The organism is Paenibacillus sp. UNC451MF (assembly GCF_000686845.1).
Lineage (GTDB): Bacteria > Bacillota > Bacilli > Paenibacillales > NBRC-103111 > Paenibacillus_S.
Map to the genome: position 1 here is coordinate 111,635 of NZ_JMLS01000008.1, position 16,888 is coordinate 128,522.

17 protein-coding genes and 1 other RNA gene are annotated in these 16,888 nt (G+C 45.7%); 17 read left to right on the top strand and 1 reads right to left on the bottom strand.

The genetic code is table 11. From position 1 onward, the window contains the following. Nucleotides 1-23 precede the first annotated feature (23 nt). From BP97_RS39640 to rnpB, 10 genes are all read left to right on the top strand, one after another. Nucleotides 24-170 carry a YqzL family protein gene (locus tag BP97_RS39640; protein WP_081824067.1) on the top strand — a complete coding sequence of 49 codons (147 nt, stop codon included), beginning with the start codon at nucleotides 24-26 and terminating at the stop codon, nucleotides 168-170. Nucleotides 171-203: 33 nt separating this feature from the next. Beyond that, nucleotides 204-950, top strand: coding sequence for a DNA repair protein RecO (gene recO, locus BP97_RS0111540; protein ID WP_028549235.1), 747 nt, complete (start codon nucleotides 204-206; stop codon nucleotides 948-950). Nucleotides 951-1,176: 226 nt separating this feature from the next. Further along, entirely contained in the window at nucleotides 1,177-1,989 is an 813-nt protein-coding gene (locus BP97_RS0111545; RefSeq protein WP_028549236.1) for a pyruvate, water dikinase regulatory protein, read from the top strand. Between the two features lie 93 nt (nucleotides 1,990-2,082). Continuing rightward, entirely contained in the window at nucleotides 2,083-2,538 is a 456-nt protein-coding gene (locus tag BP97_RS0111550; RefSeq protein ID WP_028549237.1) for a YaiI/YqxD family protein, read from the top strand. 46 nt (nucleotides 2,539-2,584) lie between these two features. Further along, nucleotides 2,585-4,417, top strand: a complete 1,833-nt coding sequence (gene dnaG, locus BP97_RS0111555; RefSeq protein WP_028549238.1) for a DNA primase — start codon at nucleotides 2,585-2,587, stop codon at nucleotides 4,415-4,417. 43 nt (nucleotides 4,418-4,460) lie between these two features. Then, nucleotides 4,461-5,576, top strand: a complete 1,116-nt coding sequence (gene rpoD / locus BP97_RS0111560; protein ID WP_028549239.1) for an RNA polymerase sigma factor RpoD — start codon at nucleotides 4,461-4,463, stop codon at nucleotides 5,574-5,576. Nucleotides 5,577-5,702: 126 nt separating this feature from the next. Continuing rightward, entirely contained in the window at nucleotides 5,703-6,533 is an 831-nt protein-coding gene (locus BP97_RS0111565; protein WP_028549240.1) for a hypothetical protein, read from the top strand. A gap of 1 nt (nucleotide 6,534) precedes the next feature. Then, on the top strand, nucleotides 6,535-7,305 hold the full coding sequence (locus BP97_RS0111570) for a tRNA (adenine(22)-N(1))-methyltransferase (protein ID WP_028549241.1): 771 nt from the start codon (nucleotides 6,535-6,537) through the stop codon (nucleotides 7,303-7,305). Next, complete coding sequence (locus BP97_RS0111575; RefSeq protein ID WP_028549242.1) at nucleotides 7,272-8,387, top strand: Nif3-like dinuclear metal center hexameric protein; 1,116 nt, start codon at nucleotides 7,272-7,274, stop codon at nucleotides 8,385-8,387. The genes BP97_RS0111570 and BP97_RS0111575 overlap by 34 nt, the downstream gene beginning before the upstream one ends. A 141-nt stretch (nucleotides 8,388-8,528) precedes the next feature. After that, nucleotides 8,529-8,936: RNase P RNA component class A (gene rnpB / locus BP97_RS38805), an RNA gene on the top strand. Between the two features lie 65 nt (nucleotides 8,937-9,001). On the opposite strand, the gene BP97_RS0111580 is transcribed toward rnpB, so the two are convergent. Continuing rightward, the gene (locus BP97_RS0111580; protein WP_028549243.1) at nucleotides 9,002-10,918 is read right to left on the bottom strand and encodes a S8 family peptidase; all 1,917 of its coding nucleotides are present in this window, start codon (nucleotides 10,916-10,918) and stop codon (nucleotides 9,002-9,004) included. Between the two features lie 198 nt (nucleotides 10,919-11,116). On the opposite strand from BP97_RS0111580, the gene BP97_RS0111585 reads away from it, so the two are divergent. The 7 genes from BP97_RS0111585 to thiI all read left to right on the top strand — a co-directional run bounded on the left by BP97_RS0111585 (nucleotide 11,117) and on the right by thiI (nucleotide 16,876). Then, complete coding sequence (locus BP97_RS0111585; RefSeq protein WP_028549244.1) at nucleotides 11,117-11,617, top strand: YpuI family protein; 501 nt, start codon at nucleotides 11,117-11,119, stop codon at nucleotides 11,615-11,617. 71 nt (nucleotides 11,618-11,688) lie between these two features. After that, entirely contained in the window at nucleotides 11,689-12,816 is a 1,128-nt protein-coding gene (locus tag BP97_RS0111590) for a glycoside hydrolase family 15 protein (protein ID WP_051620518.1), read from the top strand. A gap of 47 nt (nucleotides 12,817-12,863) precedes the next feature. Next, the gene (locus BP97_RS0111595; RefSeq protein ID WP_028549246.1) at nucleotides 12,864-13,070 is read left to right on the top strand and encodes a DUF1540 domain-containing protein; all 207 of its coding nucleotides are present in this window, start codon (nucleotides 12,864-12,866) and stop codon (nucleotides 13,068-13,070) included. A gap of 28 nt (nucleotides 13,071-13,098) precedes the next feature. Continuing rightward, on the top strand, nucleotides 13,099-13,527 hold the full coding sequence (locus BP97_RS35990) for a CoA transferase family protein (RefSeq protein ID WP_036745749.1): 429 nt from the start codon (nucleotides 13,099-13,101) through the stop codon (nucleotides 13,525-13,527). A 196-nt stretch (nucleotides 13,528-13,723) separates the two neighbouring features. After that, nucleotides 13,724-14,413, top strand: coding sequence for a lytic transglycosylase domain-containing protein (locus tag BP97_RS0111605; RefSeq protein WP_028549247.1), 690 nt, complete (start codon nucleotides 13,724-13,726; stop codon nucleotides 14,411-14,413). A 91-nt stretch (nucleotides 14,414-14,504) separates the two neighbouring features. Continuing rightward, nucleotides 14,505-15,671, top strand: coding sequence for a cysteine desulfurase family protein (locus tag BP97_RS0111610; protein WP_028549248.1), 1,167 nt, complete (start codon nucleotides 14,505-14,507; stop codon nucleotides 15,669-15,671). 2 nt (nucleotides 15,672-15,673) lie between these two features. After that, on the top strand, nucleotides 15,674-16,876 hold the full coding sequence (gene thiI, locus BP97_RS0111615; RefSeq protein WP_028549249.1) for a tRNA uracil 4-sulfurtransferase ThiI: 1,203 nt from the start codon (nucleotides 15,674-15,676) through the stop codon (nucleotides 16,874-16,876). Nucleotides 16,877-16,888 lie beyond the last annotated feature (12 nt).

The window sequence follows — 16,888 nt, forward strand, 5'->3', positions numbered from 1 at the left end:
CTTAGGAGAGGGGATTGATACACATGAGAGATTTTTCGTGGAAGTATTTTTCAATGACTGGTGATGTAGATGCTTATCTGCTTTACAAAGAGATGGACAATGAGTTACACACCACCGAGGACAATTCGGAAGAGGATCCGGGTACTGAAGCGTCGGACGGGATTCAGTAGCTGTGTAACGTGGGTTTGGGGGAAGGACGGACGATGCAGTACAGGGTGCAAGGGATTGTTATTCGCAGTATGGATTATGGGGAAGGTAACAAAATCATTACCTTATTCTCGCGTGAAATGGGCAAAGTGGCTGTCATCGTGAGAGGCGCCAAAAAAGTAAAAAGCCGCTATGCCTCCGTCGCCCAACTTTTCACAAACGGTGATTATCTGTTCTTTAGATCAGGACAACTAGGAACTTTGAATCATGCAGAAATCCTGGATTCCCATCATCGAATCCGGGAGGACTTACATAAAGCGGCTTATGCCTCCTACATGGCGGAGCTCACTGATCGGATGATGGCTGATCAGGAGGCTAACGCTTTTTTGTTTGAACAGCTTAAAGCGGCATTGGCAGGAATTGAAGCAGACAAGGATATGCAAATCATCGGGTTCATATATGAAATGAAGATTTGGATGCAAGCGGGTTACCAGCCTGAGCTGGATGCTTGTGTATCGTGCAGAGCTACAGAGGGAGAGATGCGCTTCAGCCCAGGGCTTGGTGGCATATTATGCGGGCGCTGCAGAAGCAAAGATCCGCAGGCGGTGCTGATGAGTCCAGGGACATGGAAGCTGATCCGGTTATTCTCACGAATGGATATTCGACGGTTGGGTGAAATCGATGTAAAGCCTCAAACAAAGGAAGCGCTAAAGCAGCTTATGAGAGCTTATTACGATACACATATCGGACTCAACTTAAAATCACGAAATTTCTTAGAGCAAATGGATAAATACGGAGTATAGAGCTTTGACATTTTTATTCGCGTTTGATAATATAATATATTAACATTAAAGGCGACTTCTCGTCCTGCTTAAGTTCATTATAGGCTTAGCGGCGGGAATTTTTTGTTGAAAGGGGTTATTGGCTTAGCTTCATTCGTAGCTGCTGACTCGGTATAACATGCAATGAAACATTTATCCAACTACATACGTATTATAAGTAGCTTGTCTAAAGAAAGCGGGTGCAGCAGTGGCGGAACAAACCAATCCTATTATCTATGTAGCTTCAGACTCCGCGGGAGAGACAGGGGAAGCGGTAGTTCGAGCGGTTATGGTGCAATTCTACCCCCAGCAGGTAGATATGCGCATCGTGCCTTTTTTGGAGAACAGGGCGGGAATCGATAAGCTGGTTCAAACCGCGAAGCAAAGAGATGGAATTATTGTATTTACTCTAGTTATTCCTGAATTACGTGATTATTTGGTTGAGCAGGCGATTCGATACCAGCTAGCTTATATTGATTTGCTTGGACCGATCATCGGCTCGCTCGAGAAGAAGCTTCAGCAGGAATCCCGGCATCAACCTGGTATGATTCATCCGTTGGATGAAGATTACTTTAAGAAAGTCGAAGCGGTAGAATTTGCTGTGAAATACGATGACGGAAGAGATTTCAGTGGCGTACTTCAAGCGGATATTGTGTTGGTTGGTGTGTCAAGGACTTCAAAAACACCTCTGTCCATGTATCTTGCGCATAAAAAATTCAAAGTAGCCAACGTTCCTTTAGTACCAGAGATCCAACCTCCAGAGCAGCTGTTCACCGTCTCAAAGAAAAAAATTGTCGGCTTGCGTATTGATCCGGAGAAGCTAAACGTGATTCGCTCTGAGCGGTTGAAAATGCTAGGGCTGCCACAGAACGCTACCTATGCTAATGTGGAAAGAATTAATAAGGAACTGGAATACGCGAATAATATTATGAAACGGCTCGATTGTACTGTGATCGACGTTTCCAATAAAGCAGTGGAAGAAACCGCGAGCTTGATCATCGAATGGTTTCAAGGGCGTTAGTCTTTTTTTCGCGAAAACGTGCAGGATTTTTTATTTCTTCATCGTATATAATATTACGGTGGTACTACAGTAGGAATTCGGTGGGACTTGACTATGTCATTTAAAATTATTGTAGATGCCGATGCTTGTCCGGTTAAGTCGGAAATCGTCAAAGCTGCCTCACAATTTAACGTTGAAGTCATGATGGTCGCGTCATTCGATCATCGCCTTGCTCCTATGGAGGGAGTGCAGATCGTTCAAGTCGATCGCTCGGATCAATCCGTTGATTTGTATATTGCGAACCGAATAGTTCCCGGCGATATTCTGATTACGCAGGACTTTGGTTTAGCTGCTATTGCTTTGGGTAAAAAGGCATTAGCGTTATCGAATCGCGGCAAACAATACAACGACCGGACGATTGATTTTTTATTGGATCGCAGGCATGAGCAGGCGAAACAACGGCGGGGAGGCAAGCATTCCAAGGGACCGAAACCGTTTACTGACGAGGATCGATATTTTTTTCTACATTCTTTGACAAAAGTTTTGCAGAGTTTGCAGGAGATTCGATAACCGTAGCGAATAGTATTACGTGTTAATTTGATTGAAGGTGGATAGGATGAGTAACGGACGCATTCCGGAAGAAATCATCGAATCAGTCCTCAAGCATCATGATATTGTGGATGTCGTTGGCCGTTATGTGCATTTAAGCAAGCAAGGGCACTATATGAAAGGGCTTTGTCCGTTTCATTCGGAGAAAACGCCATCTTTTACCGTTACACCTGAAAAGCAAATTTATCATTGCTTCGGCTGTGGAGCCGGAGGCGGTGTCATTCAGTTTTTGATGGCAATGGAAGGATACTCCTTTGCAGAAGCGATCAACCAAATGGCTAAGGAAGCCAATCTGGATATCGGCATAGATGCACAGGCAGATCAACGCCCCCAGCAAAACCCGGAAAAAACGAAGCTGCTAGAAGCCTACGAGCTTGCCGGGAAATTGTATCAGTATATTTTGAAGAATACCGAGCAGGGCAAGCAGGCTATGCAATATTTAAGATCGCGGGGTCTGAACGATAAGCAAATAGAAACGTTCGGAATCGGCTACGCTCCCACTCAGTGGGATACGCTGACACAGCTGCTGGAGAGGCGGCAATTCTCTTTACCTTTAATGGAAAAGGGAGGGCTAATTTCGGCAAGGCAGGACAGTCAAGGATATTTTGATAAGTTCCGTGACCGTATCATATTTCCGATCCATGATTGGAAAGGGCAAGTCATCGCTTTTGCAGGAAGAGCTATGGGTGATGTACAGCCCAAATATTTGAACAGTCCGGAATCGATGTTATTTTACAAAAGCCGAAGCCTCTATAATATGCATCTGGCAAGGCCTAACATTCGAAAGCACCAGCAGTTGGTTTTATTCGAAGGCTATATGGATGTCATTAAGGCTTGGGAAGCCGGTGTGGTCAACGGAGTTGCCACTATGGGAACCGCATTGACCGGAGAACATGCGGAAATGATTCGCAAACAAGCGGATCAAGTCATAGTCGCATACGACGGCGATTCAGCCGGTCAGGCTGCAGCCTATAAGAGCATTCCGATCTTGGAGAAGGCAGGCTTGCTCGTTAAGGTGGCGATAATCCCGAACGGGCAGGATCCGGACGAATACATTACGAGTAACGGTTCTGAACGATTTGTACGGGAAGTGATTGAAGCTGCCGTACCGTCGATCAAATATAAACTTCTTTATTTTCGCAAAAATTTCAAACTGCAGGAGGATGGAGAAAAGCTTCGCTATATTCAGCAAGCACTCAAAATCATTGCTGACATTCCTTCACCTATCGAAAGAGAGCATTATGTAAGGGAGCTGTCAACCGAATTCAATTATTCCTACGAATCGGCGTTACAAACCTTGAACGAAATTCGACTCCAAACGGAAAAAAACAACAAGTTCGGGGATAATAAAGATAAACCGTGGAATAATGTTATGAATGACGGAACACCTCGGCAGCAAAATCCCTCATTATATCTTGCTTATCATAATGCGGAGCGTCAGCTCTTGGCTATCATGATGTACGATCGGGAAGTGACGCATTACGTAGAGCGGGAGCTAGGAGACCAATTTAACGTAGATGCTCACGCGGCGCTGGCTGCTTATTTGTACGCTTATTTTGCACAAGGGTATGAACCGAATGCAAGCAGCTTTATAGCTATGCTTCAAGAAGCGGAGCTGGAGAGTCTGGCCAGTTCTATAGCGATGATGGGCAATTCTCACGGGGTCAATGATCAAGTCATCGATGACTACATCCGAGAAATAAAAAAATACCCGCAGCAGCAATTAATCAAGCGAAAAAGAGAAGAAATGATTCGCGCAGAACGTTCAGGGGACATTATACGGGCTGCACAAATAGGTATTGAGATTATATCCCTAGAAAAGCAATTGAAATTATCCTAAGCGCACAAGCGGAAGATGTTTCTAGGGAGGAGGGAGTTGGATTATGGCGAACGATCAACATACGGAGATAGAGACTGAGTTGACGTTAGAGCAAGTCAAGGAGCAGCTGATTGAGCATGGCAAGAAGCGTTCCTCTTTAACCTACAAAGATATTATGGAGAAGCTGGCTCCCTTTGATCAGGATCCTGAGCAAATTGATGAGTTTTTCGAGCAGCTTTCTGAGATGGGGATCGATGTAGGGAACGAATCGGATGAAGATAATGAGCATGGTCCGGGTCAAGAACACGACGATTTCAATTTTGATGATGATTTGTCTTTGCCACCGGGCATCAAAATTAACGATCCGGTACGTATGTATTTGAAGGAAATCGGTAGAGTTCCTTTGTTGTCAGCTGAGGATGAAGTTGATCTGGCCAAACGTATCGAATTAGGAGATGAGGAAGCGAAACGCCGCTTGGCGGAAGCAAACCTGCGTCTCGTCGTCAGCATCGCTAAACGGTATGTTGGACGAGGAATGCTGTTCCTCGACTTAATCCAAGAAGGTAATATGGGCTTGATTAAAGCGGTTGAGAAATTCGACCACGATAAAGGCTTTAAGTTCAGTACGTACGCCACATGGTGGATTCGTCAAGCCATTACCCGCGCTATCGCAGACCAAGCAAGAACGATTCGTATCCCAGTGCATATGGTCGAAACGATCAACAAACTGATTCGTGTATCGCGTCAACTGCTTCAGGAGCTCGGACGTGAGCCTATGCCTGAGGAAATTGCTAAGGAAATGGATCTGAGTACGGACAAAGTTCGTGAAATTATGAAAATTGCACAGGAGCCTGTATCGTTGGAAACACCGATCGGGGAAGAAGACGATTCGCACCTGGGTGATTTTATCGAGGATCAGGAGGCTTTGGCCCCTGCAGACGCGGCAGCTTACGAATTGTTAAAGGAGCAGCTCGAGGATGTACTCGATACGTTAACAGAGCGTGAGGAGAATGTTCTCCGGCTTCGTTTCGGTTTGGATGATGGTCGTACCCGTACATTGGAGGAAGTCGGTAAAGTGTTCGGCGTTACTCGTGAACGGATTCGTCAAATCGAAGCAAAGGCGCTGCGGAAGCTGAGACATCCTAGCCGCAGCAAACGTCTGAAAGATTTTCTTGAATAGTACTTAGAACCTTATGACCTTTCTGCACTCGTTGCAGTCAGGTCTAATTTTTTGTTTCACCTCAACCGATAAAATGAACATGAAACCGTTGAAGAAATATCGCTGAGAAGAGGTGAACCAGATCTGATGGATGACAAACGAAAAATAATTATTCGCGAAATTGAGCAATGGCGTAAGAGCAAGCTGCTGCCGGAACATTACTGTGATTTCTTATTAAACATTTATTTAGAAGATAGAGCGAGCCAAGGTAAGACGTCTTTTCTAGGGATAACTCCAGCAGCAATAAAAAACAGTAATTGGAAAATATGGGTACTCATCTTCGGCCTTATTGCCGTTATTTCTTTAACTGCTCTTAATTTTACCGCTTTTAATTTACCAATGCAAATTGGGGTATCTTTGCTCTTTTTATTTGTATGTTACGCTCTAGGAAGTTTGCAAAGATTACATGAGCCGCTGAGAGCCCAAATATTGTTTGGCGTGGCTTCACTTTTTTTATTGTTTATAGGGGTTTATATGTTCAGACTATACAACATACACGAGCCTGTTCTTGTTGTAGGCTTCGTGGTTTTGTGCAGCTTGGTGTGGCTGCTGACGGGGCTTCTATCACGCTTTATCCTGTTTCAGCTGTGCGGCTGGATTGTTCTCGTGTTTTGTTATGGATGGCTGCTTCATTACCAGTTGGATTCCATTAATTGGGTCACATTGGAATTGAGCTGGGTGCCGCTTAGTGTTTTATTCGGTTGGCTGGGTTGGATTCTTCATGAAAAAACGAAGCAAACCGGTACGGTCTTCCTTATGCTCAGCTGTATCGTTTGGTTTATGCCAGAACTATATGGTATGCTGTATGCCGAGCAGTATGGCGCCCAGGTGGTTCAGCTGGCGCTAGTAGGTAAAATATTTTTTGAAGCAAGCTTGTTGTTTGCATTTAGAAAAAAATGGACTGAGTGGGTTGCCTAATATGTTAAAATTGTCAAAACGACTTGAAATGATAGCAAAACAAGTGCCTGCAGGGAGTACAATTGCGGATATCGGCTCCGATCATGCGCTTCTTCCGAGCTTTTTGGCGCTTCAAGGCCGTATTACAAAAGGAATCGCAGGAGAAGTAAATCCGGGACCTTTCCAGGCTGCTTCAAAGCAGATTCGCGAATCTAGGCTAGGGGAGATCGTTGATGTTCGTCTGGGAGACGGTCTGGCGGTTATTGCTGCTGGCGAAGTAGAAGTTATTACGATAGCTGGCATGGGTGGTGCGCTGATTGCAAGCATTTTGGAGAATGGATCGGAAAAGCTTGCAGGCATAAAGCGGCTCGTATTACAACCTAATGTAGGGGAATATAACGTAAGAAGCTGGTTATTAGAAAATGGGTGGCTTTTGACGGAAGAATTTATTCTCGAGGAAGACGGTAAAATATACGAAATACTTGTCGCTGTCTTTTCCGAAGAAGCAGCTATAGATAATGAGGCATTATACCAACCTCGGATTCTTGATGGGGAGCTTACTGCCGATAGAGAGCTTCTTCTGAAGATGGGCCCTTATTTGATGCAAAATCCTTCAAATGTATGGTTCCAAAAGTGGGAATTCGAGTTAAGCAAGCTGGATATGATTCGGCGTCAGCTGGCCTTGTCGGATTCACCGGAGTCACGAACAAAGGAGCAAGAGCTTGAACAAGAAATGAAACGTATCAAGGAGGTTATGGCATGTTTGCAAAAGGACAAAACATCATCCAAATGATGGAGGAACTGGCGCCGAAGCACTATGCCGTACCGGACGATAAAATAGGGCTGCAATTGGGCACTTTGAATAAAGAAATAACTAACGTACTCGTCGCCCTTGATGTTACGGATGAGGTTGTCGACGAGGCAATCCGTTTGAAAGCTAATTTAATTATTGCTCATCATGCGATCATTTTCAGACCGCTGGCTCATCTGCAAACGGATTCTCCTGCAGGAAGACTGTATGAAAAGCTTATTAAGAATGATATCGCGGTGTATATCGCGCATACGAATTTGGACGTAGCTGAAGGCGGAGTTAACGATTTGATGGCTGATGCGCTTGGCTTAAACGGCCTGTCGCCGCTTGAGGATATTCATACGGATAAGCTTAAGAAGCTCGTTGTGTTTATCCCTGAGGATCATCTGGATAAGGTTCGGCAAGCGCTGTTTCAAGCAGGTGCGGGTTGGATCGGGCACTACAGTCATTGCAGCTTTAATATTGCTGGAACAGGGACTTTTGTGCCTGAAGAGGGTAGTGATCCTTTTATCGGCAAGCAGGGTAAGCTTGAGGAAGTCCGTGAAGTAAGATTGGAAACCATTATTCCTCAAAGTATTGAGCGCAAAGCGATACAAGCAATGCTTAAAGCACATCCTTACGAGGAAGTCGCTTATGATTTGTACCATTTGGATTTAAAAGGCCGTACCTTTGGTTTAGGCCGCGTAGGGAAGCTGGATGACTCCATTACGCTGCAGCAGCTCTGTGAGCAGGTAAAGCAAGCGTATGAGGTTCCTACGGTACGTCTGGTCGGAGATCCTAATCGTTCAGTTCGCAAAATTGCTGTACTCGGAGGATCAGGAAGCCGTTATGTACGTCATGCGTTGTTCGCTGGGGCAGACGTCTTGATTACTGGAGATATTGACTACCATACGGCACATGATGCCTTGGCTGCAGGTCTTGCCCTAATTGATCCGGGACATAATGTGGAGAAAATTATGAAGCAGAGCGTAACTGGTTATTTGCAAAAAAAGCTGCAGGATAAGAAGTCGGATACACAAGTATTTGCGTCGGTAATCAATACAGAGCCATTCCAGTTTGTTTAAGAGCATGAAGCAGAACGAACGGCTTTCATTGCTTCTAAAACATCACGATTTCAATGAATCGTATTGAATTGGTTCAATTGGAAACAAGGGAATGGTTGTTTTTTATTCGAAATCGCTGTATACTAGCAAATGCACATCAGGAAAGCTTGACAGACAATCGCTGGTGAGAAATCACGAGAGGAAAGTCCGGGCTCCATAGGGCAGGATGCTGGATAACGTCCAGTCAGCGCGAGCTGAAGGCTAGTGCCACAGAAATGGACCGCCGATGGCGAGAGGCTTGTCCTTTCGCACAGGTAAGGGTGGAACCGTGGTGTAAGAGACCACGAGGAGATATGGTGACATATGTCCTGGTAAACCCCATTTGGAGCAAGACCTAGAGGAACGCACGTCTTTTCGAAGACAGTCCTTGCCCGGGACGCGTTCGGGTTGGTCGCTTGAGCTGAGCAGCAATGTTTGGCCTAGATAGATGATTGTCGCTTCAACGGTGGGAGGGTGGTACCCGTTATGACCACTGGAAGTACAGAACCCGGCTTACGGCAAGCTTTCCTGGAACCAAGAAAAAACCGCCCTTGCAGGCGGTTTTTGTGCTGTTGTGACGTATATTGAATATAGATTCATCTCCATCCGAGACGTTCAAGAAGTCTTTGTGCCCAATCCGATTTAGCGGGAACCGTCTCAGGACTCGTTTGAGTTTGAGTTTGCGGATGTTGCATAGCTTGCGGATTTTTTCCGCCTTGGGCTTTTTTGAGAGCAGCAACGACGTCGATTAACCCGCTGCCGAAATAGGAGTCTTTTCCCTTGGGACCTATATCTTGGGCTGTATCGCGCATAATTTGCATAACCTCGGTGTTTTTCAATTCCGGATTAACGGAACGAATCAAGGCGGCTAGTGCCGTGACGTGTGGGCTCGCCATGGACGTACCTGATAAAGCCGCATACTGATTATGCGGATAGGTACTAGCGATACTTACGCCAGGAGCCGCGACATCGATGTAATCTCCATAGTTGGAGAACGATGCTTTATTTTTATTGGCATCAGTGGCGGCAACGGCGAACACTTCAGGATAAGCAGCAGGAAAGCCTGGAGTCGCGGTATTATCATTGCCGCTTGCGGCAATTAATACGACATCATGATCATATGCATACCGTATCGCGTCATGTAGGAAATTCGCATCGGCATAGTTACCAAGACTCATATTAATGACTTTGGCACCATGATCTGTGGCCCATATAATTCCTTGAGCGACGGAATAGGTGCTGCCCGCACCGCTTTGGTCCAGCACTTTGACAGGCATAATGCGGTTATACCAGCTCATACCAGCAACACCCAAATTGTTGTTGACGATGGCACCGACAACGCCTGCAACATGAGTCCCATGACCGACATCGTCTGCAGGAGGGGCATCATTATTTACTACGTTGTACCCGGCGATCAACTGGTCTTTCAAGTCAGGATGGTTCAGATCAACACCGGTATCCACGATAGCTACCTTGATATCCTCGGAGCCTTTGGAGATGGCCCAGCCGGATTCTGTATCGATTAAAGGCAGATTCCATTGATAACGCTGGTATAAGGAATCATTAGGCTTGATATCCGATTGATTGTTTTGGTTAGACTGCGCGCTGTTTTCGTTTACCGCGTCAACCGCCGCGCTGTTGGTTAAATATAAAAAATGAGGCTCCGCATAGGCGACATTCCATTTTTTGAAGTAGTCCATCAATTGCTTAGCTTCCATTTGACGGGATTCGAAGACATACGTATAGCCAACTTTCCGATAATGAGTTGTGCCGATATCCGCTTCAATTTTGGCTAAGTCAGTGCTAGAAGGTTCATTCTTAAAACGGACCACGACCTGATTCACATGATAGTGGCTTGTCCCTTCATTTTCTTCGGGATGATTGACTTTTACATCCTTCAATGTTTTGGAATCCACCGATTCAATCTTGTAGTGATTATCTGCAGGATAGGTTACTATGCGCAAATTTTTCAACTGATGGTCTTCCACTTGCTTCAATATGGTTTGTTTGATAACGCCAAGCAAGGCAGAATTTGAGTTGGTGGAGGGCACTCCAAGCACGAAATACGTTTCGCCGTTGTGCTGAAAAGGGGCCGATTGGTAGCTGTTACCCTGATCTGTCAGTTGCTTGGCCTTTGATAATTCAGGCTCGGCTAGCTTACGGAGCGCGTCATCCAATTGCCCTGCTTGCACGCCTCGGTCCAATGGTTCTGATTTGGTGACCCAATAAAGCTTATGCATTTGCGGATGCTCCTGTTGAAGCTTCTGCAGGCTATTCAGCTTTGTACCGGGTGCTTGATGTTCCGCCTGACTTAGCATTCGCCGGAGTTCCAGGCTGCACTGAGAGCGGCATAAATCATCCGTAAGCTTCATATCCTGCGATAAAGCAGCTTGCTTGACTTTTATTTCTTCAGCGGGAGATAGGCCTGCAATTCGTGGTGCCCCTTCGTTACGGGGAAATAGGAGAGCACCAAACGCAAGCAATAAAGCAAAAGACAAGGCATATTTCCACATCGGACTGACTCCTTTTCCTTAAAGTTAAGGTTAGGGTCTCCGCGCAATGTTTTTCTTACAACCGGAAATCATCTCCTTGGATTTTTAACCAATAGTGATTTTTCATATTACTTTTAACTACAATTTGTGGTACGATGAAGAAAGAAGTGCACACCAATTACTAGCATGTTTTGTTTCAAATACAGGAGGTCTTGAATTATGGCGATGTTAACTGTGAAAAACTTATGCGAAACGACTAAATCCAAACTTAGCGATGCCATCTCGAAAATGGAAACATTCTTGAATGAACATTCCTTGCAGCAGCTGAATTCTGAAATGGATTCTTCGATGGAGGAATTTTATAAGGGCTATCTATCCGACACTCGTCATCTTCTTGTATTCAGCGAAGTAGCATATGAGAAGCTTGGAGTAAGCTTAAGACGTCCAACTTTTAACGTTGAGTATGCTGAGAAAGTATTGTATGAAGTGTATCACGGCAGCGTGAACAACTTTTTCTATCCTAAAAATGAATGCTATTCTGAGGATGGCCGTTACGCTTACACGGGACAAGATGCGATTCGTTTCCGCAAAAAACCGACACGTGCGGTTCGCGATCTAACCATTGAACTTTCTAAAATTTTCGAGACATTGCGCGAAGATTTGGCTTATTATGAAACCGACTATATTACGCAAAAACGTATGCAAGGCGAACGCGTATAAATATAACAACATGGAAATACTTACTAGAGATGCTAACGCATCTCTTTTTGTTTAGAGAGGGGTGTCAAATTATGAACACGGCCGTTTCCATTCATCACTTAGCGAAGATTAGCAAGCAAGTCATTCAATATAATCAGCATTCCAGCGGTGGTTATGTGGCGTGCCCTTTATTTTCCCATTATACATTCAGCTGGTTGAGGGACGGCAGCTTTATTGCTTATGCAATGGATATTACTGGGGAACGTGAAAGCTCCGAGCAATTTCATCAATGGGTAAATCGTGTGCTTGCGCGGCAAAAGGGTCATGTTGATTATTTGCTGCAAAAACATCAAAATGGCGAAGCTATTGCTCAGCATGAGTTTTTACATACGAGGTATCATCTGGATGGCCGCGACGACGATCATTCGGAATGGGGTCATTTTCAGCTGGATGGCTATGGAGCTTGGCTGTGGGGCTTGGTGGAGCATTGGAAAGCTTCGGGTCAGTCTGTAATGCCTGAATCGTTTCGAGTAAGTGTAGAGCTTACCATCCGTTATTTATGTGCTTTTTGGCAGCAGCCTAATTTTGATTGTTGGGAAGAGCGCAATGATCAGATTCATCCATCTACGCTTGCTTGCATCTATGGAGGACTAACCTCGATAAAGGCTTATGTATGTGATACGGAAATGGATGAGGTTATCGGACAAATTCGAAGGTTTCTCTTAGAACAGTGCGTTCATCCTGAGACAGGTTGCTTTGTGAAGAGCATTCGACCCATACCAAACGGGCAGTATGAAATTAGCTTCGATGGGGTGGATGCAAGCTTAATGTGGCTGACGGAGCCATTTCAAGTTTTTCCTCCCGAGCATCCGATGATGTCTGCGACACTGGGGAAAATTAAAGCGGATCTTCAAACCGATCACGGTGGAGTTCGAAGATATGTAGGAGATGAATACTACGGGGGCGGTGAGTGGCTTCTGCTTACCGCTTGGCAGGGCTGGATTGAGCATAAGACGGGAAAGCGCGAGCAAGCTGATCAAGCTTTGGAATGGATAAGCCGACAAGCCGACTCGTTAGGGCGGATGCCGGAGCAAGTACCACATACCTCGCCCCCTTCGGACAGCTATAATCAATGGGTAGAACGATGGGGTACACCGGCCTCGCCGCTGTTGTGGTCCCATGCGATGTATCTTGTGCTATATTCCCAGCTATACGAATAGTATAGCGCACCCTCTTTTTCGGGCACATTGAGGAGGGGGTGATAATCATGCCAGACGTTAAATGCAGTGTTTCCAACTGTAATTTCTGGGCAGAAGGAAACCAATGCGCTGCGAAATCCATCATGATTGATATTGACCAGCACGCTAATGCAGATTTTGACTCCGAATTCGCAAACGACTTCGACAATCATCAAGACAAAGCAAGCAGCGTTCGCAGCACCTGTTGTCATACGTTCGAGCCGAAGAAGAAGTAGTTTCAGCAAGATTCGGGAGGTATGACCTATGAGTGACCATAGAAAGCGGGGGCGTGCAAAAGCGCAAGCAGCTGCCAAGTCCCGACATGATTCCATGAAGCAGCTGCGGAAGGACTGGAGTCTTAAGGACTCGGATGAGTACGCTGCAGAGCTTGTGTCCACGTTCGGATCCCCGGTACAGGCTCCGGTGGATGTAAACGAGTCGCCCAGGCTGCGAATGGAATCGGCATCAACAGAAGGAGAGCGAACACAAGAGAAGAGCCGCTGGCTTGGTTATACGGCCTTGGCGGTAGCCGTCTTATCGATGTTCATGTTTCCAACGCTTTTTGGATCCGCCGCTATTGTATTAGGAGGCATATCGTATATGAAGGGAATGAGAGCATTAGGAGTATGGTCGGTCATACTCGGTCTTATTTCACTGGCAGGCTATTTCTTGCTGCTTCCTCTTTACTCATAGCGGTATCGGATGGGATGGAAACTAGCAAGCATGGGATATGTATTATCCTGTGCTTTTTTTATTTATAGTGAATGATGTTTTTTGTAGTGGACTTGTATCTTGTATTTTTGACAAATAGTACAAAAATAACTGGATGGCAAGTCCAAAACAGTGTACAATAAGTTTTGAAACTGGGATTAGGGAGCATAAAACGAATATGAATATTGACCCTAGAACGTTAAAGGATTTGCTTCAGCTGCAGCTGTTGAACAAATCCAGCTTGTTATCATCTGGTGCTTCATCAGGAATGGAAGATGATTCTGATTTTTCCGATATACTGAACAGCATCTTATCTTCATCAGCTGCGACATATGGTAAGCAAGCGGCAGGTGGGACTACCGTTTCGACCAACTCGGTCAAGCCATTAAGCTATACTTCTGCAATGCCATACGAATATGCTTTTATGAAGCAACTGAGTACTGTTAAGCAAACCGGTAATTTGGAATCATTAATAGAAAACGCAAGCCGTCAACACGGCGTTCAAACCAGCTTGGTGAAAGCGGTCATCGATAAAGAGTCCTCCTTTAACTCACAAGCGGTTTCGCGTTCAGGAGCTAAAGGTTTGATGCAGCTAATGGATAACACAAGCAGAGGACTAGGCGTAACGAATCCTTTTGACCCTGCACAAAATATTCAAGGCGGAACCCAGTACTTGTCAAGCTTGCTGAAAAAGTACAATGGAAACCGTGGAGTTGCATTAGCCGCTTATAACGCGGGTCCGGGACGAATCGACCGTTTAGGTATTACTAACGATCAAGAGCTGAAGTCAAAGATGCATTTATTGCCGAGCGAAACCCAAGCTTACGTAGGCAAAGTGCTTAGTCTGCAGCGTGATTATGAGGTTTAACTGCGGCATTATACCAAGACCTACTGTAAGCGTCCTGAAGGAGAAGGGGCTTAAGATAGGTCTTATTTTTATGAACTAAGGAGGGACATGAATGCTGTATTTGGACTATGCGGCAACTACACCACCTTATGATGAAGTCGTAGATACGATGGCAGAGGTCATGAAAAAGCATTTTGGCAATCCGTCATCCTTGCATCGAATCGGTCTGGAGGCAGAGCAGCTCGTTAGACAATCTCGCGCAGTTATTGCTAAATGTTTGAATGTGCTTCCTGATGAAATACGGTTTACTTCTGGAGGAACAGAGAGCAATAACTTGGCGATTCAAGGAGTTGTAAGCCAATTTCGCCACCGCGGAAACCACATTATTACAAGTGTTATTGAGCATGCATCTGTGTATGAAACATTCCAGCAGTTGGAGCGTCAAGGCTTCAGAGTCACCTATGTGCCAGTTGACGAGACGGGTTGTGTTAAACTGGATTATTTGGAGCAGGCACTGACGGACGATACGATTCTTGTCAGTATCATGGCGGTTAATAATGAAATGGGACGTAAACAACCTATTTCTGAAATAGGCCATTTGCTGAAGAACTATCCCAAAGCGATTTTTCATGTGGATGCCGTTCAATCGGTTGGCAAGCTTCCCATTGAACCAGATAAACAGGGGATCGATCTTTTTTCCTGCTCTGCGCATAAGCTGCGCGGTCCCAAAGGCATTGGTTTTCTTTATTGCAGGCAGGGCTTGGCGCTGCGGCCACTGCTCTGGGGCGGCGGGCAAGAGGCGGGTATTCGATCCGGAACGGAAAATGTTCCTGCTGTTGTCGGTATGGCCAAAGCAGTACGGATAGCTTTCGACCATCGTGAACGATTTGTTGAGCATACATCAAGGCTGAGAGAACGGTTTGTATCGGGAATACACGCTATTCCTGAATTGAAGCTGAGCGGGTCTGAACAAGCGTCAGACATGGCGCCTCATATCGTCCATTTCTCATTCCCGGGTATGAAGTCGGAGGTTCTTGTTCATGCTTTAGAACAACATGATATCTATGTTTCGACCCGATCTGCATGCTCGTCGGGGGCCGATCTGCCGAGCAGAGTGCTACACGCTATGGGATATGACGATGCTAGAGCGGCACATGGAATCCGGCTCAGCTATTCTCTGGATCAGACAATGGAGGATGCAGAGCGTTTCAGTCATGTACTAAAGGCAGTTGTGGAGAAGTTAAAGCCGACGATGACAACTCAGAACAGACGGAGGTAGCTATGGTACCGGATTTGATAGTTCTTCGCCTTGGGGAACTTGTGTTAAAAGGGAGAAATCGCCACCGATTCGAAAAAGCGGTGTACGATCAAATTAGAAAGAAGCTGAGACCTTATGACCAATTATCGTTTAACCGTGATTTTGGCAGAGTGTATGTAGAGCTTAATGGAGAGCCTTATGAAGAGATCTCTCTCCATTTGAAAAAAATACTCGGACTAACCTCGTTTAGCCCCGTTTATACGGCTCCCTTGGAGCTTGCGCCTATTCAATCGACTGCGGTAGAGGCGATGCGAAAACTCGGATATCTGCCTGGTAGTTTTAAGGTATCGGTGAAGCGAGTGAACAAAAGCTTTCCTCATGACTCACAGGAAATGAATAAGCTGGTGAGCGCGGCTGTGCTGCGAGAGATGCCTGGTTTGAAGGTAAATGTAAACCAGCCTGAGGTGGAGCTGAAGGTGGAGCTGCGCGAAGAGCGTTCGCTCATTTATTCGCAGGTCGAAGCAGGCGCAGGAGGATTTCCACTAGGGACCAACGGGAAGGCCATGTTAATGCTTTCCGGTGGGATAGACAGCCCTGTTGCCGGATTTCTTGCCATGCGGCAAGGTTTGAAGATCGAAGCGGTTCATTTTCACAGTTACCCTTATACCAGCGAACGATCGCAACAAAAGGTCAAGGATTTGGTTAGCAAGCTAGCGGAATATGGTGGAGATATCAAGCTTCACCTTGTCCCTTTCACCAATCTGCAAACTCGCGTCCATCAGTCATATAGTCAGAACCTGCTGATTACTATATTAAGACGGGCTATGTTCCGTATCACGGAGAAGCTCGCTGACGCCAACGACGCATCGGCAATCGTCACGGGTGAGAGCCTGGGGCAGGTGGCAAGTCAGACGTTAGGCAGTATGAATGTGATTGGCCGGGCGGTGGAAATACCGGTCATCCAACCGCTTATTTGTATGGAGAAACAGCAAATTATTCGAATTGCGGAAATGATCGATACTTTCAATATTTCGATTCTGCCGCACGAAGATTGCTGTACGCTGTTCTTGCCGCCATCACCTAGTACCAATCCGAATTTGCGTGTTGTGAAAAGCATCGAGAAGCAGATGGATTGGTTGGAGCATGAGATGGACCAAGCGGTTAGCCAAACGGAAACTATTTGGATTCAAGCTGGGCAGCAGTCGGAGTTTTCAAACTTTTTCTAAAGCTGCAATGAA